This window comes from Nonomuraea fuscirosea, assembly GCF_003001935.1.
GTDB lineage: Bacteria > Actinomycetota > Actinomycetes > Streptosporangiales > Streptosporangiaceae > Nonomuraea > Nonomuraea fuscirosea.
The window spans coordinates 181,879-206,508 of sequence record NZ_PVNG01000013.1 but is presented as its reverse complement, the minus strand read 5'-3'; the positions used below and the strand labels follow the sequence as shown (position 1 = coordinate 206,508).

General features: G+C 71.3%; 24 protein-coding genes. 7 read left to right on the top strand and 17 right to left on the bottom strand.

Annotated elements, in window-relative coordinates; genetic code table 11:
- Window positions 1-146: 146 nt before the first annotated feature.
- Together B0I32_RS29165 and B0I32_RS29160 are read left to right on the top strand one after the other, a co-directional pair.
- A complete protein-coding gene (locus tag B0I32_RS29165) occupies window positions 147-1,832 on the top strand; it encodes an ABC-F family ATP-binding cassette domain-containing protein (protein ID WP_106245200.1) in 1,686 nt (561 codons plus the stop codon).
- Between the two features lie 37 nt (window positions 1,833-1,869).
- On the top strand, window positions 1,870-2,850 hold the full coding sequence (locus tag B0I32_RS29160; RefSeq protein ID WP_146178350.1) for a hypothetical protein: 981 nt from the start codon (window positions 1,870-1,872) through the stop codon (window positions 2,848-2,850).
- An 86-nt stretch (window positions 2,851-2,936) separates the two neighbouring features.
- Here the strand turns inward: B0I32_RS29160 and B0I32_RS29155 are convergent, their stop codons facing one another.
- The 3 genes from B0I32_RS29155 to B0I32_RS61050 all read right to left on the bottom strand — a co-directional run bounded on the left by B0I32_RS29155 (window position 2,937) and on the right by B0I32_RS61050 (window position 4,767).
- A complete protein-coding gene (locus B0I32_RS29155; RefSeq protein ID WP_106245197.1) occupies window positions 2,937-3,203 on the bottom strand; it encodes a TFIIB-type zinc ribbon-containing protein in 267 nt (88 codons plus the stop codon).
- Between the two features lie 58 nt (window positions 3,204-3,261).
- Window positions 3,262-4,119, bottom strand: coding sequence for an aminoglycoside phosphotransferase family protein (locus B0I32_RS29150; protein WP_106245195.1), 858 nt, complete (start codon window positions 4,117-4,119; stop codon window positions 3,262-3,264).
- A 519-nt stretch (window positions 4,120-4,638) separates the two neighbouring features.
- Window positions 4,639-4,767, bottom strand: a complete 129-nt coding sequence (locus B0I32_RS61050) for a hypothetical protein (protein ID WP_281262624.1) — start codon at window positions 4,765-4,767, stop codon at window positions 4,639-4,641.
- 635 nt (window positions 4,768-5,402) lie between these two features.
- Here B0I32_RS61050 and B0I32_RS29145 point away from each other — a divergent pair.
- On the top strand, window positions 5,403-6,290 hold the full coding sequence (locus B0I32_RS29145; RefSeq protein WP_106245193.1) for a TIGR03619 family F420-dependent LLM class oxidoreductase: 888 nt from the start codon (window positions 5,403-5,405) through the stop codon (window positions 6,288-6,290).
- A 60-nt stretch (window positions 6,291-6,350) separates the two neighbouring features.
- Here B0I32_RS29145 and B0I32_RS29140 read toward each other — a convergent pair whose 3' ends face one another.
- From B0I32_RS29140 to murQ, 3 genes are read right to left on the bottom strand one after another with little or no spacing between them, the layout of a single operon-like run.
- Window positions 6,351-6,731 (bottom strand): VOC family protein, encoded by a 381-nt coding sequence (locus tag B0I32_RS29140; RefSeq protein WP_106245191.1) that lies wholly within the window; start codon window positions 6,729-6,731, stop codon window positions 6,351-6,353.
- A gap of 9 nt (window positions 6,732-6,740) precedes the next feature.
- Window positions 6,741-7,847, bottom strand: a complete 1,107-nt coding sequence (locus B0I32_RS29135; protein ID WP_106245189.1) for a serine hydrolase domain-containing protein — start codon at window positions 7,845-7,847, stop codon at window positions 6,741-6,743.
- A gap of 35 nt (window positions 7,848-7,882) precedes the next feature.
- Window positions 7,883-8,782, bottom strand: a complete 900-nt coding sequence (murQ, locus tag B0I32_RS29130) for an N-acetylmuramic acid 6-phosphate etherase (protein WP_106245188.1) — start codon at window positions 8,780-8,782, stop codon at window positions 7,883-7,885.
- A 57-nt stretch (window positions 8,783-8,839) separates the two neighbouring features.
- On the opposite strand from murQ, the gene B0I32_RS29125 reads away from it, so the two are divergent.
- Window positions 8,840-9,952 carry an exo-beta-N-acetylmuramidase NamZ family protein gene (locus B0I32_RS29125; protein ID WP_106245186.1) on the top strand — a complete coding sequence of 371 codons (1,113 nt, stop codon included), beginning with the start codon at window positions 8,840-8,842 and terminating at the stop codon, window positions 9,950-9,952.
- A 2-nt stretch (window positions 9,953-9,954) separates the two neighbouring features.
- Here the strand turns inward: B0I32_RS29125 and B0I32_RS29120 are convergent, their stop codons facing one another.
- The 8 genes from B0I32_RS29120 to B0I32_RS29085 form a co-directional block, all read right to left on the bottom strand.
- Window positions 9,955-10,812, bottom strand: coding sequence for a GNAT family N-acetyltransferase (locus B0I32_RS29120; RefSeq protein ID WP_106245184.1), 858 nt, complete (start codon window positions 10,810-10,812; stop codon window positions 9,955-9,957).
- Complete coding sequence (locus B0I32_RS29115) at window positions 10,812-11,822, bottom strand: ABC transporter ATP-binding protein (protein ID WP_106245183.1); 1,011 nt, start codon at window positions 11,820-11,822, stop codon at window positions 10,812-10,814. Before B0I32_RS29115 ends, B0I32_RS29120 begins: the two co-directional genes overlap by 1 nt.
- A complete protein-coding gene (locus B0I32_RS29110; protein WP_245956099.1) occupies window positions 11,819-12,817 on the bottom strand; it encodes an ABC transporter ATP-binding protein in 999 nt (332 codons plus the stop codon). Before B0I32_RS29110 ends, B0I32_RS29115 begins: the two co-directional genes overlap by 4 nt.
- Window positions 12,818-12,819: 2 nt before the next feature.
- Window positions 12,820-13,725: an ABC transporter permease gene (locus B0I32_RS29105; RefSeq protein WP_106245179.1), complete on the bottom strand. Its 906-nt coding sequence runs from the start codon at window positions 13,723-13,725 to the stop codon at window positions 12,820-12,822.
- Window positions 13,722-14,729, bottom strand: coding sequence for an ABC transporter permease (locus tag B0I32_RS29100; protein ID WP_106245178.1), 1,008 nt, complete (start codon window positions 14,727-14,729; stop codon window positions 13,722-13,724). Before B0I32_RS29100 ends, B0I32_RS29105 begins: the two co-directional genes overlap by 4 nt.
- Window positions 14,730-14,732: 3 nt before the next feature.
- The gene (locus B0I32_RS29095) at window positions 14,733-16,565 is read right to left on the bottom strand and encodes an ABC transporter substrate-binding protein (RefSeq protein WP_245956098.1); all 1,833 of its coding nucleotides are present in this window, start codon (window positions 16,563-16,565) and stop codon (window positions 14,733-14,735) included.
- A 145-nt stretch (window positions 16,566-16,710) separates the two neighbouring features.
- Window positions 16,711-17,688: a zinc-dependent alcohol dehydrogenase family protein gene (locus tag B0I32_RS29090; protein ID WP_106245174.1), complete on the bottom strand. Its 978-nt coding sequence runs from the start codon at window positions 17,686-17,688 to the stop codon at window positions 16,711-16,713.
- Between the two features lies 1 nt (window position 17,689).
- Window positions 17,690-18,877, bottom strand: a complete 1,188-nt coding sequence (locus tag B0I32_RS29085; protein ID WP_106245420.1) for a M20 metallopeptidase family protein — start codon at window positions 18,875-18,877, stop codon at window positions 17,690-17,692.
- Between the two features lie 53 nt (window positions 18,878-18,930).
- Here B0I32_RS29085 and B0I32_RS29080 point away from each other — a divergent pair, with 53 nt between their 5' ends.
- Window positions 18,931-19,719 carry an HAD-IIA family hydrolase gene (locus tag B0I32_RS29080; RefSeq protein ID WP_219912043.1) on the top strand — a complete coding sequence of 263 codons (789 nt, stop codon included), beginning with the start codon at window positions 18,931-18,933 and terminating at the stop codon, window positions 19,717-19,719.
- Between the two features lie 147 nt (window positions 19,720-19,866).
- The gene (locus tag B0I32_RS29075) at window positions 19,867-20,277 is read left to right on the top strand and encodes a hypothetical protein (protein ID WP_146178349.1); all 411 of its coding nucleotides are present in this window, start codon (window positions 19,867-19,869) and stop codon (window positions 20,275-20,277) included.
- Window positions 20,278-20,298: 21 nt separating this feature from the next.
- On the opposite strand, the gene B0I32_RS29070 is transcribed toward B0I32_RS29075, so the two are convergent.
- The 3 genes from B0I32_RS29070 to B0I32_RS29060 all read right to left on the bottom strand — a co-directional run bounded on the left by B0I32_RS29070 (window position 20,299) and on the right by B0I32_RS29060 (window position 24,105).
- Complete coding sequence (locus B0I32_RS29070) at window positions 20,299-20,832, bottom strand: NADPH-dependent FMN reductase (RefSeq protein WP_181307896.1); 534 nt, start codon at window positions 20,830-20,832, stop codon at window positions 20,299-20,301.
- Between the two features lie 175 nt (window positions 20,833-21,007).
- The gene (locus tag B0I32_RS29065; RefSeq protein ID WP_106245170.1) at window positions 21,008-23,038 is read right to left on the bottom strand and encodes an ABC1 kinase family protein; all 2,031 of its coding nucleotides are present in this window, start codon (window positions 23,036-23,038) and stop codon (window positions 21,008-21,010) included.
- A 137-nt stretch (window positions 23,039-23,175) separates the two neighbouring features.
- On the bottom strand, window positions 23,176-24,105 hold the full coding sequence (locus tag B0I32_RS29060) for an acyl-ACP desaturase (RefSeq protein WP_106245168.1): 930 nt from the start codon (window positions 24,103-24,105) through the stop codon (window positions 23,176-23,178).
- A gap of 77 nt (window positions 24,106-24,182) precedes the next feature.
- On the opposite strand from B0I32_RS29060, the gene B0I32_RS29055 reads away from it, so the two are divergent.
- On the top strand, window positions 24,183-24,623 hold the full coding sequence (locus tag B0I32_RS29055; protein WP_106245167.1) for an NUDIX domain-containing protein: 441 nt from the start codon (window positions 24,183-24,185) through the stop codon (window positions 24,621-24,623).
- Window positions 24,624-24,630 lie beyond the last annotated feature (7 nt).

Here is a 24,630-nt window from a genome sequence, read left to right as displayed (position 1 = left end):
CGTGGGCATGCGCGCGTACACTCCTGGACCTCTCGCGGATCTTCTCCGTCGTCCCGCCGGCCTGTTCCGGCTCCCTGGTGTCGCGTGCGTCTGCGGTGTTTCCCGCCAAGTCACGAAATTTCGACTTTTGTGATGGGAATCGCCTTATGTCTATGTCCATCGTCGTCGATCAGGTCTCCTTCGCCTGGCCGGACGGCACCACCGTGCTCAACAGGCTCGACGCCGCGTTCCCCGCGGGCCGCACCGGGCTCATCGGGCTGAACGGGTCGGGCAAGTCGACCCTGCTCAGACTGATCGCCGGGGAACTCACCCCGGCCTCCGGGTCGGTGTCCGTCCAGGGAGTCGCCGGCTACCTGCCGCAGAACCTCCCGCTCGGCGCCACCCGTACGGTGTCGGACCTGCTGGAGATCAGCCGCACCCGGGCGGCCCTGCACGCCATCGAGACCGGCGACGCGGCGGAGGAGAACTTCGCCGCCGTCGGCGACGACTGGGACGTCGAGGAGCGCGCCAGGGCCGAGCTGGACCGGCTCGGCCTGCCCCACGTCGGGCTGGACCGCACGGTCGGCACGCTGTCCGGCGGCGAGACCGTCATGGTCGCGCTGGCCGCGCGGCTGCTGAAGCGGCCCGACGTGCTGCTGCTCGACGAGCCCACCAACAACCTCGACCTGGACGCGCGGCGCCGCCTCTACGACGCCGTCTCCGCCTGGCAGGGGGTGCTGCTCGTGGTCAGTCACGACCGGGCGCTGCTGGAGCTGGTCGACCAGATCGCCGAGCTGCGCGAGGGCTCCGTGCGCATGTACGGGGGCAACCTCACCTCTTATGAGGAGCAGGTCGAGGCGGAACAGCAGGCCGCGGAGCGCTCCGTGCGCACCGCGGAGGGCGAGATCCGCCGCCGGAAGCGCGAGATCGCCGAGACCGCGATCAAGATCGACAGGGGGCGGCGTTACGGCAGGAAGGCGTTCGAGAACAAGAAGGTGCCGAAGATGGCGGCCGGCGCGCTCAAGCGCAAGGCCCAGGTGAGCGCGGGCAAGCAGCGCGCGCTGCACGCGGAGCGGCTGGAGGAGGCCCATGAGCGGCTGAGCGAGGCCGAGCAGGCCGTGCGCGACGACGCGGAGATCCGCATCGAGCTCCCGGGGACGGAGGTGCCCGCGGGCCGCACGGTCCTGACCCTGCCGCTGGAACCCCGTCCCGCTCCCGCCGAAGGCCCGGATGCCGACCCGGATGCCGACGCGGGTGAGGGTGCGGGTGACGGCAGGGATGCCGACGCGGGTGGCGGCGCGGATGCCGGTGCGGGTGACCGCAGGGCGGCCGTTCTGGAGACGCTGGTCGTGCGCGGGCCCGAGCGGATCGCGCTGGTCGGCCCCAACGGCTCGGGCAAGACCACGCTGCTCAAGCGGATCGTCGCGCACGGCGCGCACGTGCCGGTCCGCTACCTGCCGCAGCGGCTCGACCTGCTGGACGACCGGCTGAGCGTGGTGGACAACGTGCGCGCGATGGCCCCGTCCGCCTCCGTGAACGAGGTACGCGCCCGCCTGGCGCGCTTCCTGTTCCGGGGCGAGCGGGCCGAGCGGGCCGCGGGCACCCTGTCGGGAGGCGAGCGTTTCCGCGCCACGCTGGCCGCCCTGCTGTCGGCCGAGCCGCCGCCGCAGCTCCTCCTGCTCGACGAGCCGACCAACAACCTCGACATGGCCAGCGTCAGGCAGCTCGCGCAGGCGCTGGCGGCCTACCGGGGCGCGCTCATCGTGGCCAGTCACGACCTCCCGTTCCTGGAGGAGCTGGGGATCACCCGCCGGCTGAGGCAGGATCGGGACGAGGGACTGGCGGAATCGTAATTGACGGTTGGGGATCAACCCGACGATAGTGTGGCAGGTGGCTACACCCCGTTTGATCTCCTGTGTTCTCGCGCTGGCGACGCTCACGACCGTCGGGGCATGCTCCACGGGCCCGGCGTCGCCGACCGGTGGCGAGCCGAGGGTCACGGGTGTCGCGGGCGGCCAGGGCGCCGCCCCCGCCGGCACCGAGGCCGGGGCGCCGAGCCCGGCGGCGCTGACGCCCGAGGCGTACAAGAGCGAGCTCGAGACCCGGCACAAGGCGATGTCCGGCGCGATCACCTCACTGGCGGGGGCGCGCGGCGTCAAGGCGCTGGACAAGCGCGTGGGCCGGGCCGAGGAGGCGCTGAGCGGCGCCGCCGACGCGCTGTCCGCGCTCGCGCCGCCCGAGACCGTGCGCGCCCAGCACGAGGCGTACGTGAGCAGCCTGCGTGACTTCGCCACCGCGCTCGGCGCCACCGCGGGCAAGGTCGGCGCCCGCGACCTGTGCACGTCCTCGGCCGTGTTCACCGACATGGACGACAAGCTGACCGCGCTCGACGAGGCGGGCCAGGCGCTCCAGGAGGCCGGCGACTACCCGGCCGACATCGTCAGCGTCAAGGCCGCCGGCAAGAAGAGCAGGCGGCTGGGCAACGGCTCGTTCCTGCGCAAGGGCACGCTCAACGGCCGCGGCTCACTGGAGATCGACAACGGCGGCAGCCGCGACGCGGTGGTCACCGCCGTGCGCGGCGGCAGCAAGGCGTTCAGCGTCTATGTGCGCAGGAAGGCGAAGTTCAAGGTCAAAGGCGTGCGCGACGGCAGCTACAAGATCTACTTCACCCACGGCTCCGACTGGGAGGGCAAGACCAAGGCCTTCACCCGCGACTGCAGCTTCGAGCGGTTCGAGAAGACGGTGAAGTTCAAGACCACGTTCACCGCCACGCAGATCCGCTGGCACGACTGGCGGATCACGCTGCACGCGATCACGGGCGGCAACGCCCGCACCAAGCCCGTGGACCCGGACGACTTCCCCGGCGGCTGAGCGACGGAGCGCGGCGCGGCGGCGGGGGCACCGGCCGGGAGGCCGCGCACCTCGCGTGCGCGGCCTGTCCGATCAGAGGGAGCCGATCAGGTGGAGAACAGCATGCCCACCCAGCTGCGCTGACCGCGGCGGTGGCCGTAGTGGCCGCCTCCGTGGTGCGGCGCGCCCCAGGCGGGGCCGGGGCCGGGGCCGGGGGCGGGCGGGGGAGCGGCGTGGTACTGCGACTCCATCCGGGTCAGCGTCTCGAGCTCGCCGTAGTCGAGGAAGATTCCGCGGCAGTTGTCGCACTGCTCGATGTGGACGCCGTTGCGCTCATAGGTCCGCATGCTTCCGCGGCACTTAGGGCACTGCATCTAAGTCGCACTCCTTGGCTTCGAGGTCTCAGGGTGAAACCTACCGCGCGCAACCCCGTCACGCTCGGACGATTCTGTTGCACGATTCGACCAACGAATGTTCGACCTCGTCGAGTTCCCGATGTTCGCGCCAGGCGTTGACCACGGCCACGGCGGCCAGTTGCACGGTCAGCGCCCTGGCGGGCACGTCGAGCCGCTGCCAGGGGTCGTCGCCCTGGCCGAGCGCGGGCCCGCCGGAGGCCAGATAGGCGCCCAGGAACCGCTCCCACACGGTGGGGGCGAGCAGCCCGGCCGCGTACCAGGCGGCCGGCCTGGCCAGGTCCCAGGCCGGGTCGCCGAGGCCCAGGTCGTCGACGTCGATGAGCAGCCAGCGGTCGCGGTGGACGAGCTGGCCCAGGTGCCAGTCTCCGTGCGTGAGCAGGGCCGGCATCGGCCGCGGCTCGGGCAGCTCCTTGAACGCCCGCCTGACGAGCTGCTCGACCGGCCCGTCGCCGGGCATGCGGGCCACCGCGCGGGCGGCCCTGGCGGGCCCTCCGGCGGCCGGCAGGCCGGGCATCAGCGTCAGGGGGACGGCGTGCAGCCGGGCCAGCAGCCTGGCACCCTCCTCCCACGGCGCGTCCACGGGGTCGTCCTCCTGCGCCACGGGCCGGCCCGCCGGCCACACCGTGACCGCGCGCCCGCCCGCCGACAGCACCTCGGGCTCCAGCGGGGCCAGCATCACGCCGCTCACCGCGGCCGACGCCGCCGCCTTCAGCCTCGGCCGTAAGTCCCCGGCGTCGTCACGCGCCGAGTGGGCCTTGACCACGACCTCTCCTCTGCGCAGCACCACGACGTCGGTGCGCGTCGGATGTAACACGGGCTCGCCCGCGCCGCCGTACGCCGCGGCGATGCCCGCGAGCTCCTCCTCCAGACCCACCCGTACAGAGTAAGGGGGCGGTGGCCCGGCTCAGGTCCGGCGGCGGGGTCGTGGTTCCCGGGCGGCGAGAGTGAACCTACTCGTTGGTATGATCCTTTACCGCACCAGGCAAGCGCTCTCCGGGACGACCTCGATAAAAGGTCGAATGCGGAGGTGAAGCGCGATCCACCGAAATATGTCGTGATGCTGTGACGAAGATGCCCCTTTCGAAAAATGTCTTGGTATCGACATAATGGGATTCGGCTGGCTGGCAAATTAGACATTTCGCAACACCTTGCCAGTTCGCACCGTGACCTTGTAGTCGGGTCTGTACGTTGCGTAGATCTGAAGAGGCGCGTGAAACGGCGAGGCGAGGCCGGCGACGGGCGAGCACGGCCGCTTCCGCGACTCTCCGAGGGGTAACTCAAAGGGGGAAGGGGCCCACCGTGGTCCGGCCGGGCGATGGCCGGGGTGAACCCCTTCCGGGTTATCTGGCGGCCCTGCGGCCGCGCCGGCGGTAACCGGTGCGGCCCGGGGCCGTCAGCTCCGCCACTTGTCCACCAGGTCCATGATCAGCCTGGCGACCGCGGCGGCGGCGGCGACGATCGTGGCGCGCCGCGTCGTGTTGTCCTTCCCCGGATCCTCGGGCCTCTTCCTGTGGCGGCACATGGCCACCTCCCTGATCTCAGCTCTCTTGGGGGAGAGCGGGCGAGGCCGACCCCATGGGGGCGGTCGGCCGGGCCACCGCGCGGCGACCCACCGGTGAGATCACCGACGGACTGGTGCAGATCAGGGAGTGTCGCAGGATGTCCTGCAGCACGGCAGAAACCTACCGTGTGTGAGGGACGAACTCCGGGAGCGAGCGGGTGTGAAAGGTCCTCGCGACGGCGGTAGAATCCGGGACCTTCGCGGGTGGTCGCGCGGCGATGCGGCCGACGGACGATTTCCCTCCAGAAGGCACCGACCAGGGCGATCCTGGCCAGAGCGGTAATAGTGATCTTCGCCCCGAGAATCGGCGGTCATTGCTGTCGGGCCCTCGGGCCATTCGGTGTGAGCTGTGTCACATCTGCCGGCTTCGGCGTGTCGCGGCCGGATGACAGGGTCGCGAACAAAAGAGCAGAGCCGGGCTCATCTCTGCGCCCACCGGATGAGCGGCCCTTTTGCACGTGCAGATGAAATTGTCAGAGCGACGGACACCCGTCAAGCACGTTTCCAGGACGATCACATCGTCTCAGGACATGAGATGGCCATCGGGTGAAGCAGGCGCCTGTCGGCGGCGAACGCGCGTCGGACAAGATAGGACCATGAGAGTCGGTTTCGCCGTACCGCAGTCAGGGGCGTGGGCCACGCCGGGAAACATGCGCCGGGTCGCCGTCCGGGCCGAGGAGTTGGGCTACGCCGAGCTCTGGACGTTCCAGCGGCTCCTCTACCCCGTCGGGCATCCCATGGGCCCCACCTACCGCGCCGTGCACGACCCGCTGATCACGCTGGCCCACCTGTCGGCCGTGACCGGCAGGATCGGGCTCGGCGTCGCCGTGCTCAACGCGTACGCGCAACCGGTGGCGCTGGCCAAGCAGCTGGCCACGCTGCAGACGCTGTCGGGCGGCCGGGTCACCGCCGGGCTGGGCCTGGGCTGGCTGCCCGAGGAGTTCGCCGCGGCCGGCGTCGACATGGCCGGGCGCGGGCGCAGGGGCGAGGAGTTCGTCGAGGTGCTGCGTGCGGCGTGGCAGGACGACGTGGTCGCGCACGAGGGCGAGTTCTACCGGGTGCCGCCCGCCCACATCGACCCCAAGCCCGAGCCGGGCCCGCCGCGGATCCTGCTCGGCGGCACCGCCGACGTCGCGCTGCGCCGCGCGGCCCGGCTGGCGGACGGCTGGGTCAGCTCCAGCAGGGAGGACCTGTCGGCCATCGCCGGGCGGATCGCGCTGATCAAGGATGAGCTGGCCGCGGCCGGGCGCGACCTGGACGCGTTCAGGTTCGTGGTCCGCGGGGTCACGCGGGTGCGGGCGGCCGACGAGGACCGTCCGCTGAGCGGCACGTACGACAAGATCCGGCGCGACGTGGCCGAACTGGCCGGGAAGGGCGTCACCGACGTCTTCCACGACCTGAACTTCGACCGCGAGATCCCCGAGTCCGATCCGAAGGAGGCGCTGCGCCGGGCCGAGGAGGCGCTCGAAGCCCTGGCGCCCTGAGGCGGGACGTCGCCGGCCGCACGCTTCATGGCGGCTACCGGCCCCACGCCTCGGGGGCGGCTACCAGCCGCCGTACGGCACCGTGATGATCTCCAGGTTGTGCCCGTCGGGGTCGGACCAGTAGAGGCCGCGCCCGCCGTCGTTGGTGTTGATCTGCCCAGGCCGCTGATGGTAGGGGTCGGCCCAGAAGGTCAGGCCGCGCTCCTTGATCCGGCCCCAGATCTCGTCGAACTCGGGCTCGCTCACCAGGAACGCGTAGTGCTGCGGCGGCACGTCGCCGTCGGCCCTCGCGACGTCGAGCGAGACGCCGTTGCCGAGGGAGACGACCCGGAACGGCCCGTAGACCGGTGCGGGCTCCAGCCCGAGTATCTCGACGAGGAAGGCGGCGGTCGCGTCCCTGTCGGTGGCCGGCACGATCGTGTGGTTCAGATGCACGGGCATGCCCGCAGATTACGCCGGACGGGTCTCCCGCGCCGGGAGGTGGCCTGCCAGGCGCGCGGCGAGTTCCGCCACCGCCCCGCGCAGCTCCCTGACGCCGTCGCGGCCGCGTACCGGGTGCACGGCGTTGGTCAGCAGCACCATGGTCAGCCGGCGGGCGGGGTCGACGACGAGCGAGGTGCCGGTGAAGCCCGAGTGCCCGTACGCGTCCGCCAGCGGACCGGCGATGCCGGGATCGCCGATGCGCACGCCGAGCCCGTGCCGGAACGGCGCCCCCGCCACCCCCTGGTCGCGCGTCATCTCGGCCACGCTCTCCGGGCGCAGCACGCCCTCGCCGCCCAGCCGCAGCGCCTCGCCGAAGGCCAGCAGGTCGGCGGCGGTCGCGAAGACCCCGGCGTGCCCGGCCACGCCGCCCAGCGCGTACGCGGTCTCGTCGTGCACCTCGCCCCTGACGCAGCCGGGTCCGGGCCGCTCGGGTTTGAACTCGGTGGCCGCGATCCGCTCCAGCAGCGCGGGCTGCGGCCGGTAGCCGGTGTCCGGCAGCCCGAGCACGCTCGTGATCCGGTCGCGGACCAGCACGTCCAGGGACGCGCCACCGGCCAGCTCGGCCAGGCGGCCGGCCATGACCATGCCGACGTCGCTGTAGAGGTAGGGCCCGCCTGCCGGGTGCGCGACCGGCGTGCTCAGCATGGCGGCCATCCTGGCCCCGGCGAGCCGCTCCGCCGTCGCCGGCGTGAGCGGGCCGGGCAGCTCGTCACCGATGCGGCGGCCCGCGGGCAGGCCCGCCGTGTGGGTGAGCAGGCGCCGCGGCGTGATGCTCCGATCGGCCGCCGCGATCCGGCCGCTCACCGGCTCGTCCAGGTCCAGCCGGCCCTCCTCGGCCAGCGAGAGCAGCACGACCGTGGTGAACAGCTTGCTGATCGAGGCCAGGTCGAAGATCGAGTCGTGACCGACGGGAGGCCGGTCCGCGGCCAGGCCGCCTTCCGCGCCGGCGTACCGGACGAGCTCCCCGGCGGCGGCCGCGGCCACCACGGATCCGTCGACGGCGATCAGCGCGACCGCGGCCGGGCAGACGCGCGGCACCGCGTCCGCCAGGATCGCCTCAAGGCGATCGGACATCCCCACCCCCATGAAGAAATCGGCCGCCCGGGACCTCAGCCGCTCAAGGCGTCGCTGAGGCGTTCCCCGTGCGACTCCAGCAGCGCGCGGGCCGCCTCGGCGTCGATGCCGTGCTGGATCATCAGGACCGCGATCTTCGCCTGGCCGCCAGCCGCGTCCAGCGCCGCGACCGCGCTCTCCTGGTCGGCCCCGGTGATGTCCCTGACCATGCGCAGCGCCCGTCCCGCGAGCTTGCTGTTCATCGCCGACATCTCGATCATCTGGTTCCCGTACGTGCGGCCGAGCTTCACCATGGAGATCGTCGAGATCATGTTCAGGACGAGCTTCTGGGCCGTGCCCGCCTTCAGCCGGGTCGAGCCGGTCACCACCTCGGGCCCCACCACGACCTCCACGGCGTGCTCGGCGGCGGCCGACAGCGGCGCGCCCGCGTTGCACGACAGGCCCACGGTCAGCGCGCCCCTGGCGGCGGCCTCGGCCAGCGCGCCCAGCACGAAAGGAGCCCGCCCGCTGGCGGACACGCCCACCACCGAGTCGAGCGGTCCCACCTCCAGGTCCTTCAACGCGGCCGCGCCCGCCTCCGGGTCGTCCTCGGCGCCCTCGACGGAGCGGGTCAGCGCGTCGGGCCCGCCGGCGATGATGCCCTGGACCAGCGACGGATCGGTGCCGAAGGTGGGCGGGCACTCGCTGGCGTCGAGCACGGCCAGCCGGCCGGACGTGCCGGCGCCCACGTACAGGAGCCGGCCGCCCTCGGCCATCCTGGCGGCGATCGCGTCGATCGCGGCCGAGATCGCGGGGACGGCGGCGGCGACCGCGGCGGGCACGGCGGCGTCGGCCTGGTTCATCAGCCGGGCGATCTGCTCCGTCGGCAGCCGGTCGATCTGGCTGTAGCGGGGATCGCTCTGCTCGGTGGACAGCTCGGGTAGCGGATCAATCATGTCGCTAATTTCCACCCTCTACTTCTCTCTTGTAAATATCTTTCAGACAATGGGTTCATGCAACATGTGAGAACCGGAGCAGAACGGCTGGCCGCGGATCCCTCCCTCGCCGGAGGCTCCCGCCTCGGCCTGATCACCAACCCGACCGGCGTGCTGCCCGACCTGACCGCCACCCCCGACGCCCTGCTGGCCGCGGGGCTGAAGCTGACCGCCCTGTTCGGTCCCGAGCACGGCATGCGCGGCACCGCCCAGGCGGCGGGCAGCGAGGGCGACACGGTCGACCCCAGGACCGGGCTGCCGGTGTACGACACCCACAAGCTGTCCGGCGAGCCCCTCGACCGCGTGGTGGCCGCCTCCGGCGTCGACACCCTGGTCTTCGACATCGCCGACGTGGGCGCCCGCTTCTACACCTACGTGTGGACCATGTACGACCTGATGGAGTCGGCCGCCCGGCTCGGTCTGCGGTTCGTGGTGCTCGACCGGCCCAACCCGCTGGGCGGCGAGGTGCAGGAGGGGCCGCTGCTCGACCCGGCGTTCGCCAGCTTCGTCGGCCGCTTCCCGCTGCCGCTGCGGCACGGCAGGACCGTGGGCGAGCTGGCCGGGCTGTTCGGGTTCGACCTCGACCTGACCGTGGTGACCATGGAGGGCTGGCGGCGGGACATGACCCACCACGACACCGGGCTGCCCTGGGTGATGCCGTCGGTCAACATGCCGACTGCGGACACCGCGCTCGTCTACCCGGGAACCGGGCTGTTCGAGGGGACCAACTTCTCCGAGGGGCGCGGCACGACCCGGCCGTTCGAGCTGATCGGGGCTCCGTACGCCGACGACAGGTTCGCGCCGGCGCTGGCGGCGCTCGGCCTGCCGGGCGTGCGGTTCAGGGAGACGTGGTTCACCCCGACCTTCCACAAGCACGCCGGCACCCCCGTCCGCGGGGTGCAGCTCCACGTGCACGACCGCCGGGCCTTCAGGCCGGTGCTGACCGGTCTGTCCATGCTGCACGTGGCCCGTACGCTCTATCCTGACGACCTGCGCTGGTGGGGCCCCGACCTGTTCCTCGACCACCTGTGGGGATCCGACACCCTCACCAGGGGCCTGGAGGCCGGTGAAGATCCGCGCGAGCTGTGCCCGCCGCCGGGCCGCCCTGAGGGACACCTGCTCTATACGTGACATCACGCCAGATCGCGCCGGTAGAGCCAGAAGACGCGTTCCGCTCGCGCGCCGACGGCGCGCGAGTAGAACCGCAACGGCCCCACCCACCCGATCTGGGCGCTGTCCTGCCCGGCGGCCCGCTGGTCGGCCAGGCACCGGCGCAGCAGCACCCGGCCGAGACCCAGCCCGCGCGCGTCCTCGGCGGTGCCCATCGGCCCGAACCAGGCCGGGCGCGACCCCCACGCGGCGAAGCCGAGGATCCGGCCGTCGCGCTCGGCGTAGTGCAGCCCGGCGGCGTTGACCGCCTCCCAGGCCCACCGCTCGTTCCAGTGCTCCTCGACGAACGCGGCGACGCGCTTCCTGTCGTCCCCGGCCGCGTGGACGGTGACCCCCGACTCCGCCAGCCGGGCCACCTCGTCCGCCACGGATAGGTCGGCGGCCCGGAGATCCGCCGTCATGTTCCAGGCCACGTGGTAGCGCTCGTAGCCGAGGCGCTCGGCCAGGCAGGCGGCGGCGGTGTAGCGCACGTCGATCCCCGGCCAGGCGTAGCACGGCGGGTTCCCGGCGAAGCGGGCCTGGCGCGCGCCCTGCTCGCGCAGCCACTCCTCGGCCGCGCGCACGAGCGCCGTGCCGCGGCCCTCGCCCTGCGCGGAGGGGTGCACGGCGAGCAGGTCGATGTGCCCGGCCTGCGGATCCTTCTGCGAGATCGAGGCCATCACCACGCCGCCGTCAGTGGCCAGCGCCGTCCACCGCCGCCCGGCGGGAGGCCGCCACAGCGCCTCCGTCAGGGCCACGGCCTCGCCGGCGTCCAGCGTCAGCGCGGCCGCGGCGGCGCGGGCCGCCTCGGCGGGCTCCGCGGCCCGTACGGCGTGGGACATCACACCTCGCTCATCGGCCGGGCGATCACGTCGCGGCGCTCGGGGTAGAAGCACGCGTGCTCCTGCGGCGCCCCCTCGGTGATCCGCAGCAGCGGCCGCTCCTCGGCGCACCGCTCGCCCCTGAACGGGCAGCGGCGGGCGAACAGGCAGCCCGCGTCGGACTGGCTCTCGTCCAGCGACTCCAGCGGCATCACGGGCTGCTCGCCCGGCTGCTCCAGGCCGTGCAGCACGGGGATGGCCGACAGCAGCGACTGCGTGTACGGGTGCACGGGATCGGCGATGATCGTGTCCACGGCGCCGCGCTCGACGACCTGCCCCCGGTAGATGACGTACAGCTCGCCGTCGGCGCCGATGTAGCGGGCGGTGGCCACGTCGTGCGTGATGAACAGCACGCTGACCCCGAGCCGCTCGCGCAGGTCCTTCAGCAGCGCCAGGATGCCCAGCCGGAGCGAGACGTCGATCATCGACACGGCCTCGTCGGCGACCAGCATCTCGGGGTCCACGGTCAGCGCGCGGGCGATGACCACCCGCTGGCGCATGCCGCCGGACAACTGGTGCGGATAGCGCGACAGCACCGTGCCGGGATCCAGCCCGACCAGCGACAGCACCTCGGCCGCCCGCTCCTCGATCCACGCCCGCGAACGCCCGGTCTGCCCGGCCCGCAGGGTCAGCGGGGCGTGCAGCGTCTGGTGCACGGTCCTGGTCGGGTTCAGGGCCGAGTACGGGTCCTGGTGGATCATCTGGATCTTGCGGAAGTGCGGCTGGCGCTGCTTGTGCTTGAGCCCCGACATGGGGACGCCGCCGATCTCGATCTCGCCCTCGTCGTACGTCTCCAGCCCCGCGATGATCCGCCCCAGCGTGGTCTTCCCGCACCCGGACTCGCCGATGAACGAGGCCGCCCCGCCCTTGGGGATGGCGAAGTCCACGCCCCGCAGCGCCCGCACCTCGCGCGCGCCGAGCATCTTGCCCCGCTGCTTGAAGGTCTTGACGACCCCGGTCCCGGTGATCATGCGTGCTCCTTCACCGTCACGGCGTGGCAGGCGACCGTCCTCGGCCCGCGCTCGCCTTGGTCGACCTGGGGCGCGGGGTCCACGTCGTCGCACACGTCCATGCGCAGCGCGCAGCGCTCCCTGAACACGCAGCCCTGCTTGGGCACGGTCGCCAGCGTCGGCGGGCGTCCCGGCAGCGCCCGCGCCTCGTCGATGTCGCCGACGAGCCGGGGGATGGCTTTGATCAGCCCCTTCGTGTACGGGTGCTGCGGCGCGCCGAGGACCTCCCTGGTGGGGCCCTGCTCGACCAGGCGGCCGCCGTACATGACGGCCAGCCGGTCGGCCACCTCGGCCACCACGCCGATGTCGTGCGTGATGACCAGCGTGGTCAGGCCGCGCTCGGCGTGCACCTCACGGACGATCTTCAGGATGTTCGCCTGGGTGATCATGTCCAGCGCGGTCGTCGGCTCGTCCAGCACCACCAGGTGCGCGTTGAGCACCAGCGCCAGCATGATGCCGACCCGCTGGCGCATGCCGCCGGACAGCTCGTGCTGGTGCGAGTCGAGCACCCGGGCGCCGTCGAGACCCATCCGGCCGAGCAGCTCCTGGGCCTCGCGCACCAGCCCGCGCAGGTCCTCCACGCCGTGCGAGCGGCCGAGGTCGAGCAGCTGCTTGCCGACCGTCTTGAGCGGGTTGAGCGAGTTCTGGGCGGCCTGGAAGACGTAGCCGATGTGCCGGCCCCTGGCCTTGCGCAGCTCCTCGCCGGCCAGGCCGACCACGTCGCCGAGCCCGTCGATCTCGACGCTGCCCGCCGCGATCCTGCCGGGCGGCTGGACGGCGTTGAGCAGGGACAGCGCCAGCGTGGACTTGCCCGAGCCCGACTCGCCGACGATGCCGGTGATCGTGCCGGGCTCCAGCGTCAGGCTGATGTCCCTGACGGCGGGCAGCTCGCCCGCCGGGGTCTTGTAGACGACCGTCAGGCCGCCGATGCGCACTCCCGGCGCTTGTGTACCCACCGTTACTCCTCGCGCAGCCGGGGATTGAAGATCTCGTCCATGGCGTCGACCACGAGCACGATGCCGAGCGTGAGCAGCAGGATCGCCAGCAGCGGGGCCAGCAGGTAGCCGAGCGCGTTCGGTGTGATCATGGCGCCGGCCTGGAACACGGCCAGGTTGAGCATGACGCCCCAGTTGTCCGACTCGTACGGCAGCACGCCCAGGAAGAACAGGCCCACCTGGGAGTACACCGCACCGGTCACCGAGATGAGCATGTTCATCGCGATGTACGGCGCCATGCTCGGCAGCAGTTCCTTGCCGATGATGTGCCTCGTGGACAGGCCCAGCCCGCGCGCCGCCTCGATGAAGCCGCGCTCGCGCAGCGACAGCGTCTGGGAGCGCACCGCCCTAGCCACGCCGCCCCAGCCGAGCAGGCCCAGCACCAGGCCCATCTGCAGCGGGCTGCCGAACTGCCACACGGTGGCCAGCACCAGCAGCAGCGGCAGGCCGGGGATGGTGAGCTTCATGTCGGTGAACCGCATCAGCACGGTGTCCCAGCGGCCCCGCTTGAAGCCGGAGAACAGGCCGATCGCGGTGCCCACGACGACCGTGATGACCGCGGTCACCGCGGCGGTGAGCAGCACGTACCGCGAGCCGGTGATGACCAGCGCGAGCACGTCCCTGCCCTGCGGGTCGGTGCCGAACCAGTGCTCCCAGCTGGGCGCCTGGGTGATCGCGTTCGTGTCGGAGGGCAGGTGCTCGGGCAGCACCATCGGCCCCACGACCCCCATGAGGATGAAGCCCGCGATGATGACGACCCCGACCAGGCGGCTGGGCTTGCGCCGCATCACCCGCCACACGCCGCGCCAGAAGTTGCGGCGCATCTCCGAGGCGGCCGAGCCGGTCTCGGGAATCAGCGTGGCACTCACGACGCCTCCTCTCCGCTGCGCACGCGCGGGTCGATGACCGTGTAGAACAGGTCGGCCACGATGTTGGCCAGGATGGTCCCGACGGTGATCAGCAGGAACGCCCCGCCCATCAGGGCGTAGTCGCGGTCGGTGACGCTGCTGATGAGCAACCAGCCGAGCCCCGGATAGTTGAAGATCTTCTCGATGAAGACCGCGCCGCCGAGCAGCAGGCCCAGCGACAGGGCGAGCATCGTGAACAGCGGCAGGATCGCGTTGCGCGCGATGTAGCGGAAGACGATCGAGCGCTTCACCCCGCGCAGCTCGGCGGCCAGGATGAAGTCGTCGCCGAGCACGGTGACCACGCTCGACTTCATCGCCAGCACCCATCCGCCGTAGGCCGACAGCGCGTACGTGAGCACCGGCAGCACCGCGTGCTCGACCAGCGAGCCGATGTACGGGCCGTTGAAGCCCGGCTCGTACAGGATGTCCACCGAGCCGTCGGCGGGCAGGATGGGGATGAGCGTGGCGAAGATCACCACCAGCAGCATCGCCAGCACGTACTGCGGGATGCCGTGCAGCAGCGAGCCGGAGATCGACAGGGCGTCGCCGAGCTTGCCGGTGCGCTTGATGGCGGCGTACACGCCGAAGATGATCCCGACCAGGAAGCTCAGCAGCGTGCCCACCAGCACCGGGACGATGGTCCACTTGGCCGCGTCGGTCAGCACGTCGAGCACGGGCGTCCCCGGCCTGGTCACCGAGACGCCGAGGTCGAGGCGGAGCAGACCGGAGATGTAGTCGGAGTACTGCTGCCAGAGCGTGCCGTCCGGCTGGAAGCCGTAGAGCACCTTCACGGCCTGCTGGGCCGCCTCCGGCGCCATCCCCTGCTCGATCAGCTTCTCGTAGCGGGCGGCCATGGGGTCGCCGGGGATGTTGTTGACGATGAAGAAACTGATCGTCGCGACGACCAGGATCATGACGAACCCGCGGGCCAGGTGGCCCGCGAGTCGCCGTGTGATGAGCGTCATAGGCTACTGCTTCGCCTTGATCAGACCCTGCTGGATCCACACGCCCGAGGGCAGGACGCCGGTGCCCATGCGCAGCACTTCGTCGTCGTGCGGCCAGCCGGTGAAACGGTTGTTGTTGACGAACTGGGCGTTGATGTAGTCCCAGAGCTGGATGACGGGCAGGTCCTGGTTGGCGGCCTTGGCCAGCTTCGCCATGATCGGCTTGGCGGCCTGCTCGTCGGCGGAGTTCAGCTGGCCGGTCAGCTCACCGGGGTTGATCTTCTCGCCGTCGACCTCGATCTCCTCGGGGCCGCCCATCCAGTTGTTGTTCTTGCCGGGGGCGCTGTGCGTGACCTTGCCCGCGACGTTGCTCCAGCCGTTGGAGGCGCCGTAGAGGCGCTGGAAGATGTCGTACGGCGCGGGGCCGAGCGCCATCAGCCAGAAGCCGACGTCGTACTTGCCGGCGGCCAGTTCCTCCAGGTAGAGCGGGTAGTCGGCGGTCGTCACGACCTCGGCGTCCACGCCGGCCTTGACGAGCTGGCTCTTGATGTTCTCCTGGGCCGACAGCCAGTCGGAGAACCCGGACGGCGCGTGCATGGACACCTTCCACGGCGAGCCGTCGGAGAGCGTCCACTTGCCGTCCTTCTTGACCAGGCCGGCCTCCTTGAACTCGGTCTCGGCCTTGGCCACGTCCGGCTTGTACTGCTCAAGCTGCGGCACGGTCTCGGGGATCCACGCCTGCGCCGCCTTCTGGTGGATGCCGCTCGTCGTCGCGGCGGGCGTGCCGCCCTCGGGCGAGGCGACCTTGGTGACCTGGTCGCGGTCGATCAGGTAGGCCAGGCCCCTGCGCACGTGGACGTTGTCGTACGGCTTCTTGGTCTGGTTGAAGGCCATGCCGACGGCGACGGGGGAGTAACCCTTGATGACCTCGTTGCCGGAGGCGGCCTTGATCCGGTTCATCACGTCCGTCGGGGCGGCGGTGAAGCCGGCGTGGTCGAGCTTGCCCTGGGTCAGGTAGTTCCAGATCTGCTCGTTGCCGGTGTAGTTGAGGAACTTCACCTGCGCCGGCGCGACGTTGGCGGCGTTGAAGAAGTACTTGTTCCTGACCAGCAGCGCCTCGGAGGGGTTGACCCGCTCCAGCACGAACGGGCCGGCGGAGACGTCCTTCGGCGGGGCGAAGGAGATCACCTTCTCGCCCAGGCCGGTGATCTCCTCGCGGGCCTTCTCGGCGTCGGCGCCCTCACCGCGGGCGGCCTTCAGCTTGTCCCAGAAGTCCGCGGGGAGCACGCTGCTCCACACGTGCGCGGGCAGGATCGTGGTGTCGAGCACGCCGCGGGCGAACTTCGGACTGGGGTTGGCCATGTCCTGGGTGATCTTGACGGTCTGCGGGTCGACGACCTCGACCTCCGCGGCGGCGCCCGCCGCTCCCGGCGTGGTCGAGAAGGCCGTGCTGCCCTGCGTGTAGGCGATGCCGATGGACATCTTGACGTCCTCGGCGGTGACCGGCTTGCCGTCGGACCACTTCGCGTTCGGCTGCAGCTTCAGCGTGATCGCGGAGTTGTCGTCCGCGAGCTCCCAGCTCGCCGCCAGACCCGGCAGCGCCTTGTTCGGGTCGGTCAGGTGGTTGACCACCCAGCCCAGCTTCATGGAGCTGTAACCCGGGAAGGAGTTGCCCTTCGGGTTGTACGGGTTGGCCGGGGCCGAGGCCTCAAGGCCGGGCCGGTTCACGTCGATCGTGGTGAAGAGTCCGCCTCCACCGCCGCCCGAGCCGCCGGACTTGTTGGTCGTACCGCCGCTGCACGCCGCTGTCGCGGTGGCAAGGCCCAGCAACGCCACTACCGCTGCCAGTCGCTTCATTTGCCGCTCCGGGGGATGTCTCTAGGGATTGACCGGACATTACGATCGCGTCGAACCAGCGTCAATAATCTCCAGTGGTTGTGAGGCTAATGTAACTTTCCTTCATGAGTGTACGAAGTGGTGCTAAGCGCCATCAAGCATTCGGTCAGGTCTTTACCAGCACGGCCGCGCCGTTGACCTGGTCCGCGGCCAGATCGGCCAGTGCCCGCCCGGCCTCCTCGAAGGGGTAGGGCGTCGTCGTCACCCGCGGCGGATGCGCCAGCGCGAGCTCCAGATACGCCCGCCCGTCGGCCCTGGTGTTGGCCGTCACGCTGCGCAGCGTCCGCTCCTGGAACAGGTGCCGCTCGTAGTTCAGCGACGGCACGTCGGTGAGGTGGATGCCCGCGACGGCGAGCGTGCCGCCCCGGTCGAGTGCTTCGAGCGCCGGTGGTACCAGGGTACCCACGGGCGCGAACAGAATGGCCGCGTCGAGCGGCTCGGGCGGCCGGTCCCCGGCCGAGGCCGCGCCCAGCTCAAGGGCCAGCCGCCGGGAAGCCTCCGACCTGCTCACCGCGTGCACGGTGGCGCCCTGCGCGATGGCCGCCTGCGCGGTCAGATGGGCCGAGGCGCCGAACCCGTAGATGCCCAGCCGCCCGCCGGAGGGCAGGTCGCACCGCGCCAGCGCCCGGTAGCCGATGATCCCGGCGCACAGCAGCGGGGCCAGCCACTCGGCGGGACGGTCGTCGGGCAGGGGATAGACGTAATCGGCCGGCGCCACGAGATAGTCGGCGTAGCCGCCGTCGGCGTCCCACCCGGTGTAGGTGGAGTCAGGGCACAGGTTCTCCATGCCGCGCAGGCAGTAGCGGCACCGGCCGCACGTCGAGCGCAGCCAGGCCACGCCCACCCGCGCGCCGGGTGTGCCGGCCCCGCCCGCGACGCGGCCCACCACCTGGTGCCCGGGGGTGGTCCTGGGCCGCCGCGGTGCCAGGTCGCCCTCGGCCAGGTGCAGGTCCGTCCGGCACACGCCGCACGCCTCCACCTCCACCAGGACCTCGCCGGGCCCCGGCTCGGGCACCTCCCGCTCGATCAGCGCCAGCGGCCGGGACGCCATCGGCCCCGGCCGGTCCACCACCCAGGCCCGCATGTCAGGACAGCCGGGAGAAGGCCAGCGACGCGTACAGCGCGGCCCCGTCGGGCAGCACCGCGTCGTCGAACTGCGCCTCGGGGGAATGGTTGTAGGGCGCCGTCGCCGGGTCCCTGCCGGGCGGGCAGGCCCCCAGGAAGACGAACGCGCCCGGCACGTTCTCCAGCACGTACGAGAAGTCCTCCGACCCCATCACCGGCTGCGGCGAGACGAAGTAACGGCCGGGACCGAACAGCTCGCCCGCCGTCGCGCCGACGAACTCGGCCTCGCCCTGGTCGTTGACCGTCACCGGGTAGCCCATGCCGAGCGCCGTCTCCACCTCCAGCCCGTGCGCCGCGGCCACGCCCCGCACGACCTCCTCCAGCCGCCGCTTGACCAGCGCCCGGTTCTCCTTGCTGAACGTGCGCACCGTCGCCTCGAACCTGGCCTCGTCGGGGATCACGTTGTCCGCCGACCCGCCGTGGAAGCTGCCCACCGTCACCACGACCGGGTCGAACACGTTGAACGTCCTGGTCACCATCGTCTGCATCGCGGTCACCATCTCGCAGCCCGCCTGGATCGGGTCCAGCGCCATGTGCGGGGTCGAACCGTGCCCGCCGCGCCCCTTCACCGTCACGGCGAACACGTCCGCCGCCGCCATGATCGGCCCCGGCCGCGACGCGAACAGGCCCGGCGGCAACATCGACGACACCACGTGCATGCCGTACGCCGCCACCGGCCGCGCCCCCGCCGCGTCCAGCACGCCCTCGCCGATCATCTGCTTGGCGCCGTCGTGCCCCTCCTCGCCCGGCTGGAACATGAAGATCACGTCACCGGCCAGCTCGTCGCGCCGCGCGCTCAGCAGGTGCGCCGCCCCGGCCAGCATCGCGGTGTGCAGGTCGTGCCCGCAGGCGTGCATCTGGCCGGGCAGCTGGGAGACGTAGGGCAGGTCGTTCTTCTCGGTCACGGGCAGGGCGTCCATGTCGCCCCGCAGCAGCACCGCCGGCCCCGGCCGGCCGCCCCGCAGCACGGCGGTGACGGAGCTGAGCGTCTTCCCCGTGGTGATCTCCAGGGGCAGTCCCTCCAGCGCCGCCAGCACCTTCTCCTGCGTACGCGGCAGGTGCAGGCCGAGCTCGGGGGTGGTGTGCAAGGAGTGCCTGAGCCGGACGAGCTCGTCCCGCATGTCCTGGGCGGATTCGATGAACGACATGAAGAACATTGTTCACGTGCCGGGCGGGAAGTCGATAAGGCGCGCTCGGTACCATGGGCCGCGTGACTCAGCGTAAGCGGATCGACTCCTGGTTGTCCGACATGGACGGCGTGCTCGTCCACGAGGGACGTCCGGTCCCAGGTGCGGACGAATTCATCAAAAGGCTCAGCGAGTCCGGCCGGAAGTTCCGGGTCCTGACCAACAACTCGATCTACACCCAGCGGGACCTGTCGGTACGCCTGGCCGGCGCCGGACTCGACGTGCCCGCCGAGTCCATCTGGACCTCCGCGCTGGCCACCGCCCAGTTCCTCGACGACCAGCGGGCGGGCGGCTCGGCGTACGTGATCGGCGAGGCCGGCCTGACCACGGCGCTGCACGAGGTCGGCTACATCCTGACCGACCTCGACCCCGACTACGTGGTGCTCGGCGAGACCCGCACCTACAGCTTCACCCAGATCACCCGTGCCATCCGCCTCATCGAGGGCGGCGCCCGCTTCATCGCGACCAACCCCGACCCCATCGGCCCCTCCACCGAGGGCTCGCTGCCCGCCTGCGGCGCCGTCGCCGCGCTCATCACCAGGGCCACCGGGGTCGAGCCCTACTTCGTCGGCAAGCCCAACCCGCGGATGATGCGCAGCGCGCTCAACGAGATCGAGGCCCACAGCGAGACCACGGCCATGATCGGCGACCGCATGGACACCGACATCGTCTCCGGCATGGAGGCGGGGCTGTTCACCATCCTCGTCCTCACCGGGGTCACCCAGCGGCACGAGATCGACCGCTTCCCCTACCGCCCCTCCCTGATCGTCGACTCCGTGGCCGACCTCATCGAGCTGATCTGAGGCCGCCGGGGGAGAATCCTCTACCCCGCTGAGATGGCGGGTGGACAGATCCGTACCCGCCGTTCTCCTCCGGGTGGGCAGCACCGCTCACCGGCTGCGACGATGTCCTTACAGGTACCTGGACGGCCGGCAAAGGGGGAGGTGGCGGTGGACATGCGGGCGGAGATCCTCGACTTGAAACTCCGCGTCGATGATCTTGAAACCACGATGGAACACGGTGGCGAACTCGAACGGCAGGCGCTTCTCCTGCACGACATCGCCGAACGGTCGCTGAAGCTGCAGGAGGGGATCGCGCAGCTGCAGGCCAGGCTGGACCAAGGCATGATGCTGACCAGCGAGGAGTTCGCCGCGTTCGGCATCGAGATCGCGGGCGTGCGCAGGGAGGTGTCGCAGCCGGCGGTGATGGAGAGCGTCGAGGACATCCGGATCTGGATCGCCGGCGAGGTCGACGCCTTCAGGCAGCAGTGGCGGCGCGAGATGGACTTCCTGCGCTCCGAGACGATGGACATGAACATCAAGCTCGACCGGCTGCTCAAACGCACGCCCTGGGACACGTGACGGCTGCGGGGGCGGTCCCGGCTAGAGCGACAGCACCGGTTCCATGACGTCCGACGGGCACAGCCGCCGGATCACGGCGCGCACCTGGTCACGCAGGTCGGGGACGATCAGCTGGCCGTCGTCGCCGAACAGCGGCCAGGCGGGTGAGATCACCAGCTCGGCGCCGCTCACGACGGCGCCCGCCCCCAGCAGTTGCTTGTAGAGCTCCGCCTGCGCCCACATGGCCCCGCAGGCGCGCGCGCTCGCGCTCATCACCGCCACGTGCTTGCCCGACAGCCCGTCCCTGGCCGACATCCAGTCCAGCGTGTACGTCAGCTCCAGCGGCAGCAGACTGTGCTCGGGAGCGGTCAGCAGCACCCCGTCACCGCCCGCGACCAGGGTGAGCAGCTCGCGTGCCGCGGCCGGGACCGGCCCGCTCCGGTACGGCGGGATCTCCTCCAGCCCGCGCCACACCTCGAAGCCGACACCGTCCGGCAGTTCGCCGCCCGCCGCGTCCAACAATCTGGTGATGAATGACCCCGCGTGGAGACTGGCGGCGATCCCGATGATTTTCACCCACTGCTCCCAAGGGGTTCCGGTGTTACCGAGAACCTGCCCGATGCCGCGGATGTCCAAGACCACGGCCGGGTCAAGAGGCGCACAGCCTTTGCCGTCCGCGGGGACACGCTGGTAGATCCGTCTACCGGGCGCCCGTCCCGCGCGCTCGCCTGCCGGGTGCTCGCGCGTTCGCCTACCGGGCGCTCATGCGTTCGTCGGACGCCCGGGGGCGGCGGAAGACGAGCGCCAGCACCCGCAGCCCCAGGATCGCCGAGATCACCAGCAGGTTGTAGCCGATGAGGTGGAGCAGGCCCGTCGAGCCCACCACCGGGGCCCCGCCGTCGGTGCCGAGGAGGATGACCGCCATCAGCCCGGCCGTCGCGCCCAGCACCGTGAGCAGCACCTGGTGCAGCAGTCCCGTCACGTAGCGGCGGTCGCGCTCGTCGGCCAGCAGGCGCACGTTGACGGCGAAGCGGCCGTGCTCGGCGGCGCTGGCGATCCGCTCGACCCGGCGCGGCAGGCGGCGCAACATCGGCACCAGCGCGGTCAGCTCATGGGTGAGCGACTCCTTGATCGTCTCGGGGGTGACCTGCTCGCTGAGGTAACGGCCGGCGAACGCGCGGGCCTCGCCGATCAGGTTGAAGCCGGGCGACAGGCGCACCAGCGTGCCCTCCAGGGTGGCCAGGGCGCGGAAGACGGCGGCCACCTCGGGCGGGATCGACAGGCCGTACTCCGAGACGATCCTGAACAGGTCGGTGAACATCCGCGCGCTGTCCATGCCGGGCCCCAGGTGCCTGGCCATGAACTGGCCGAGGGCCCGTTCGAGGGCGGGCTCGTCGATCTCCTCCGGCCTGGGCACGACCTCCAGCAGCGCGTCCGTGACGCCCAGGGGGTCCTGGCGGTTCATCGCGAGCAGGAAGCGCTGGAGCGCCGAGCGCACGGAGCCGTCGAGCCGGCCGACCGAGCCGAAGTCGAGCAGGCCCAGCGTGCCGTCGTCGAGCAGCATGAGGTTGCCCGGGTGCGGGTCGGCGTGGAAGACGCCCTCGACCAGGATCTGCCTGAGCAGGCAGTCGAGCAGGTCGCGGGCCAGGCGCGGACCCTCTTCCGGCCCCGCCGCGGTGACCGGCCGCCCCGACAGGCGCTCCATGACCAGCACCCGCTCCGAGCACATGGCGCCGACCGGCGCGGGATAGGCGACGGCCGCGCCGCCTCCGTTCCGGAGGTCGCCTGCGCCTGCGAGGTCGGCGGGTTCGGCGGAAGTGCCGCGGGAGGCGGAGACGGCGGCCATGTTGGCGGCCTCGACGCGGAAGTCGAGCTCCTCCCTGATCGCCGTGGCGAACCCCTCGGCCAGGTCGCGCAGGCCGAGCGAGCGGCCCCACCGGGTCCTGCTCTCCAGCGTCGCGGCCAGCCGCCGGACGATCTCCAGGTCCTTGCCCACGACCGCCTCGATGCCCGGCCGCTGCACCTTGACCACGACGTCCGCGCCGGAGCGCAGCCGGGCGGCGTGCACCTGCCCGATCGAGGCGGCGGCCAGCGGCGTCCGGTCGAACTCGGCGAACACCTCGTCCACCGGCCCGCCCAGCTCCGCGCGCAGCACCGGCTCGATCTGCTCCCACAGGGCCGGGGCGACCTGGTCCTGCAGCCGTCCGAGCTCCTCGACGAACTCGGCGGGCAGCAGGTCACGCCGGGTGGACAGCACCTGCCCGAGCTTGACGAACGTCACCCCGCCGTCGTCCAGCGCCGCGCGCAGCGACGCGGCCAGGCGCAGCTTGCCCGAGCGGTCGTCCAGCCGCTCGCCCCGCCCGCGCAGATAGGGGCCGAGGCCGTGCCTGACGGCGATCCTGGTGATCTGGGAGTAACGCCGGCCCCGGGACAGGCGGCCGCGTACGGACCTGGCCAGCTCCAGCGGCCCGGGCAGCGAGCCGGGCGGCACCAGCGCCTCGGCCACCACCAGCAGCGTCATCGGGATGAGCACCATGCACATGAGGACCAGCAGGAGCATGCCCAGGGCGGCCGCGTCGGGCGGCCGCGTGCCGTCCATCGGGCCGATCGTGCCCAGGATCGGCTCCAGCACCGGCTGCGCCAGCCCGAACGCGAGCAGCGCGGCCAGGAACGTGCGCAGCGCGCCGAACCTGACATCCAGCAGCCGCTGCGTCGCGACCGCGAGCAGGATGATGGTCAGCAGTGTGGCGATCCCGACGACCACAGCGGTGGGAATGTCCATGGGCCAGGATCCTCCCACGCCGACACGAGTGTCCCGTCATGTTCCTTGTCAGGGGAAATCGACGTGCTCGTACCGGTATCGCCGGGCGAGGGCGCGCACGCCCGGCGGTTCGCCTCTGTTCGGTCTCGTCCGTTCGCTCAGCCTCGGGCGGCGGCGCGGGCGCGGCGCTCCTCGCGGCGCTCGACGAACTTGGCGGCGGTGGCCTCGGTCCTGGCCAGGAACGCGGACAGCTCCTCGCGTGCCTTCTCACCCTCGGCGTCGAGCCCGCTCTTGTCGAACACCGACCACTGGCGCAGGACCGGCATGAGCACGTCGTCGAGGTGCAGCCGCAGGTCGTAGATGCCCTCGTTGGCGATGATCAGGGCCTTGCGGGCGAAGCCGTCCATGCCCTGGCCGGGCATCTGGAAGGTGGTGACCACGTCGGTCACCGCGCGCATCGTCTGGTTGGGGTCGAGCTCGAAGGCCGCCTTGAGCAGGTTGCGGTAGAAGAGCATGTGCAGGTTCTCGTCGGCGGCGATCCTGGCCAGCAGCCGCTCGCAGCCCTCGTCGCCGGAGGCCCGGCCGGTGTTGCGGTGCGCGATGCGGGTGGCCAGCTCCTGGAAGGAGACGTACGCCAGCTGCTGCAGCATCGTGTCGTACTCGGTGACGAACCCGCTCTCCATGTGCGCCATGCGCGCCCGCTCCAGCGCCACCGGGTCGACGGCGCGGGTGACGGTGAGGTAGTCGCGGATGGCGGTGCCGTGGCGGTCCTCCTCGGCCGTCCACCGGTGCACCCACGTGCCCCAGGCGCCGTCACGGCCGAAGGTCGTCGCGATCTCGTGGTGGTAGCTGGGCAGGTTGTCCTCGGTGAGGAGGTTGACGATGAGCGACACGCGGGCCGCTTCCGGGATCTTGGAGTCGGCGTCCTGCCACGCCTCGCCGCCGTAGATGCCGTCGAAGTCGCGGCCCTGGCTCCACGGTACGTACTCGTGCGGGAACCACTCCTTGGCCATCTTCTCGTGCCGGTCGAGCTCTCCCGCGACCACCGGCTCGAGCTCGTGGAGGAGTTCCGTCTGAGTCATCGCCATCTATGATCTTCTCCTTCAGGTTACGGTACCGTAGGTTAGGCTACCCGAAGGACATACCGGTCAAATAGGGTGGTTGTATGCGACCCAGTGTCCGTGGTGTCCTGCTCGACCATGACGAACGGCTGGTCCTGTTCCGGCGCACGGTGCCGGGGCGCCCGCTCTACTGGTCGGTGCCGGGCGGGCACGTCGAGCCGGAGGACGGCTCGCTGGAGGACACCCTGCACCGGGAGCTGCTGGAAGAGCTGGGCGCGACGGTGTACGCGGTGACGCCTCTGGTCACCGTGTCGTACCCGTGGCGGGGCGAGGTCAAGACGCAGCATGTTTTCGGCTGCAGGTTGAAGACGATGGACCCGGAGCTGCGTCACGGGCCGGAGTTCGAGGACCCGGCGTACGGGCTGTACGAGGTGGAGCACGTTCCCCTGGCCCGCTCCGAGCTGCACGCCAGGAACCTGATCCCGCAGGCCGTGGCGGGCTATCTCGCCGCCCTGGTCACCCGGTTGCCGCGCCTGATCCCCTGATCTCGTA

What these genes read in the sequence shown, in the direction of transcription:
- B0I32_RS29055 (WP_106245167.1), top strand. Translation starts at nt 24,183, where the DNA reads ATGCGACCCAGTGTCCGTGGTGTCCTGCTCGACCATGACGAACGGCTG.
- B0I32_RS29090 (WP_106245174.1), bottom strand. Translation starts at nt 17,688, where the DNA reads ATGCGGGCCTGGGTGGTGGACCGGCCGGGGCCGATGGCGTCCCGGCCG.
- B0I32_RS29060 (WP_106245168.1), bottom strand. Translation starts at nt 24,105, where the DNA reads ATGGCGATGACTCAGACGGAACTCCTCCACGAGCTCGAGCCGGTGGTC.
- B0I32_RS29115 (WP_106245183.1), bottom strand. Translation starts at nt 11,822, where the DNA reads ATGATCACCGGGACCGGGGTCGTCAAGACCTTCAAGCAGCGGGGCAAG.
- B0I32_RS29100 (WP_106245178.1), bottom strand. Translation starts at nt 14,729, where the DNA reads ATGACGCTCATCACACGGCGACTCGCGGGCCACCTGGCCCGCGGGTTC.
- B0I32_RS29125 (WP_106245186.1), top strand. Translation starts at nt 8,840, where the DNA reads ATGCAACATGTGAGAACCGGAGCAGAACGGCTGGCCGCGGATCCCTCC.
- B0I32_RS29095 (WP_245956098.1), bottom strand. Translation starts at nt 16,565, where the DNA reads ATGAAGCGACTGGCAGCGGTAGTGGCGTTGCTGGGCCTTGCCACCGCG.
- B0I32_RS29120 (WP_106245184.1), bottom strand. Translation starts at nt 10,812, where the DNA reads ATGTCCCACGCCGTACGGGCCGCGGAGCCCGCCGAGGCGGCCCGCGCC.
- B0I32_RS29065 (WP_106245170.1), bottom strand. Translation starts at nt 23,038, where the DNA reads ATGGACATTCCCACCGCTGTGGTCGTCGGGATCGCCACACTGCTGACC.
- B0I32_RS29140 (WP_106245191.1), bottom strand. Translation starts at nt 6,731, where the DNA reads ATGCCCGTGCATCTGAACCACACGATCGTGCCGGCCACCGACAGGGAC.
- B0I32_RS29085 (WP_106245420.1), bottom strand. Translation starts at nt 18,877, where the DNA reads ATGTCGTTCATCGAATCCGCCCAGGACATGCGGGACGAGCTCGTCCGG.
- B0I32_RS29080 (WP_219912043.1), top strand. Translation starts at nt 18,931, where the DNA reads ATGGGCCGCGTGACTCAGCGTAAGCGGATCGACTCCTGGTTGTCCGAC.
- B0I32_RS29145 (WP_106245193.1), top strand. Translation starts at nt 5,403, where the DNA reads ATGAGAGTCGGTTTCGCCGTACCGCAGTCAGGGGCGTGGGCCACGCCG.
- murQ (WP_106245188.1), bottom strand. Translation starts at nt 8,782, where the DNA reads ATGATTGATCCGCTACCCGAGCTGTCCACCGAGCAGAGCGATCCCCGC.
- B0I32_RS29155 (WP_106245197.1), bottom strand. Translation starts at nt 3,203, where the DNA reads ATGCAGTGCCCTAAGTGCCGCGGAAGCATGCGGACCTATGAGCGCAAC.
- B0I32_RS29135 (WP_106245189.1), bottom strand. Translation starts at nt 7,847, where the DNA reads ATGTCCGATCGCCTTGAGGCGATCCTGGCGGACGCGGTGCCGCGCGTC.
- B0I32_RS29165 (WP_106245200.1), top strand. Translation starts at nt 147, where the DNA reads ATGTCTATGTCCATCGTCGTCGATCAGGTCTCCTTCGCCTGGCCGGAC.
- B0I32_RS61050 (WP_281262624.1), bottom strand. Translation starts at nt 4,767, where the DNA reads ATGTGCCGCCACAGGAAGAGGCCCGAGGATCCGGGGAAGGACAACACG.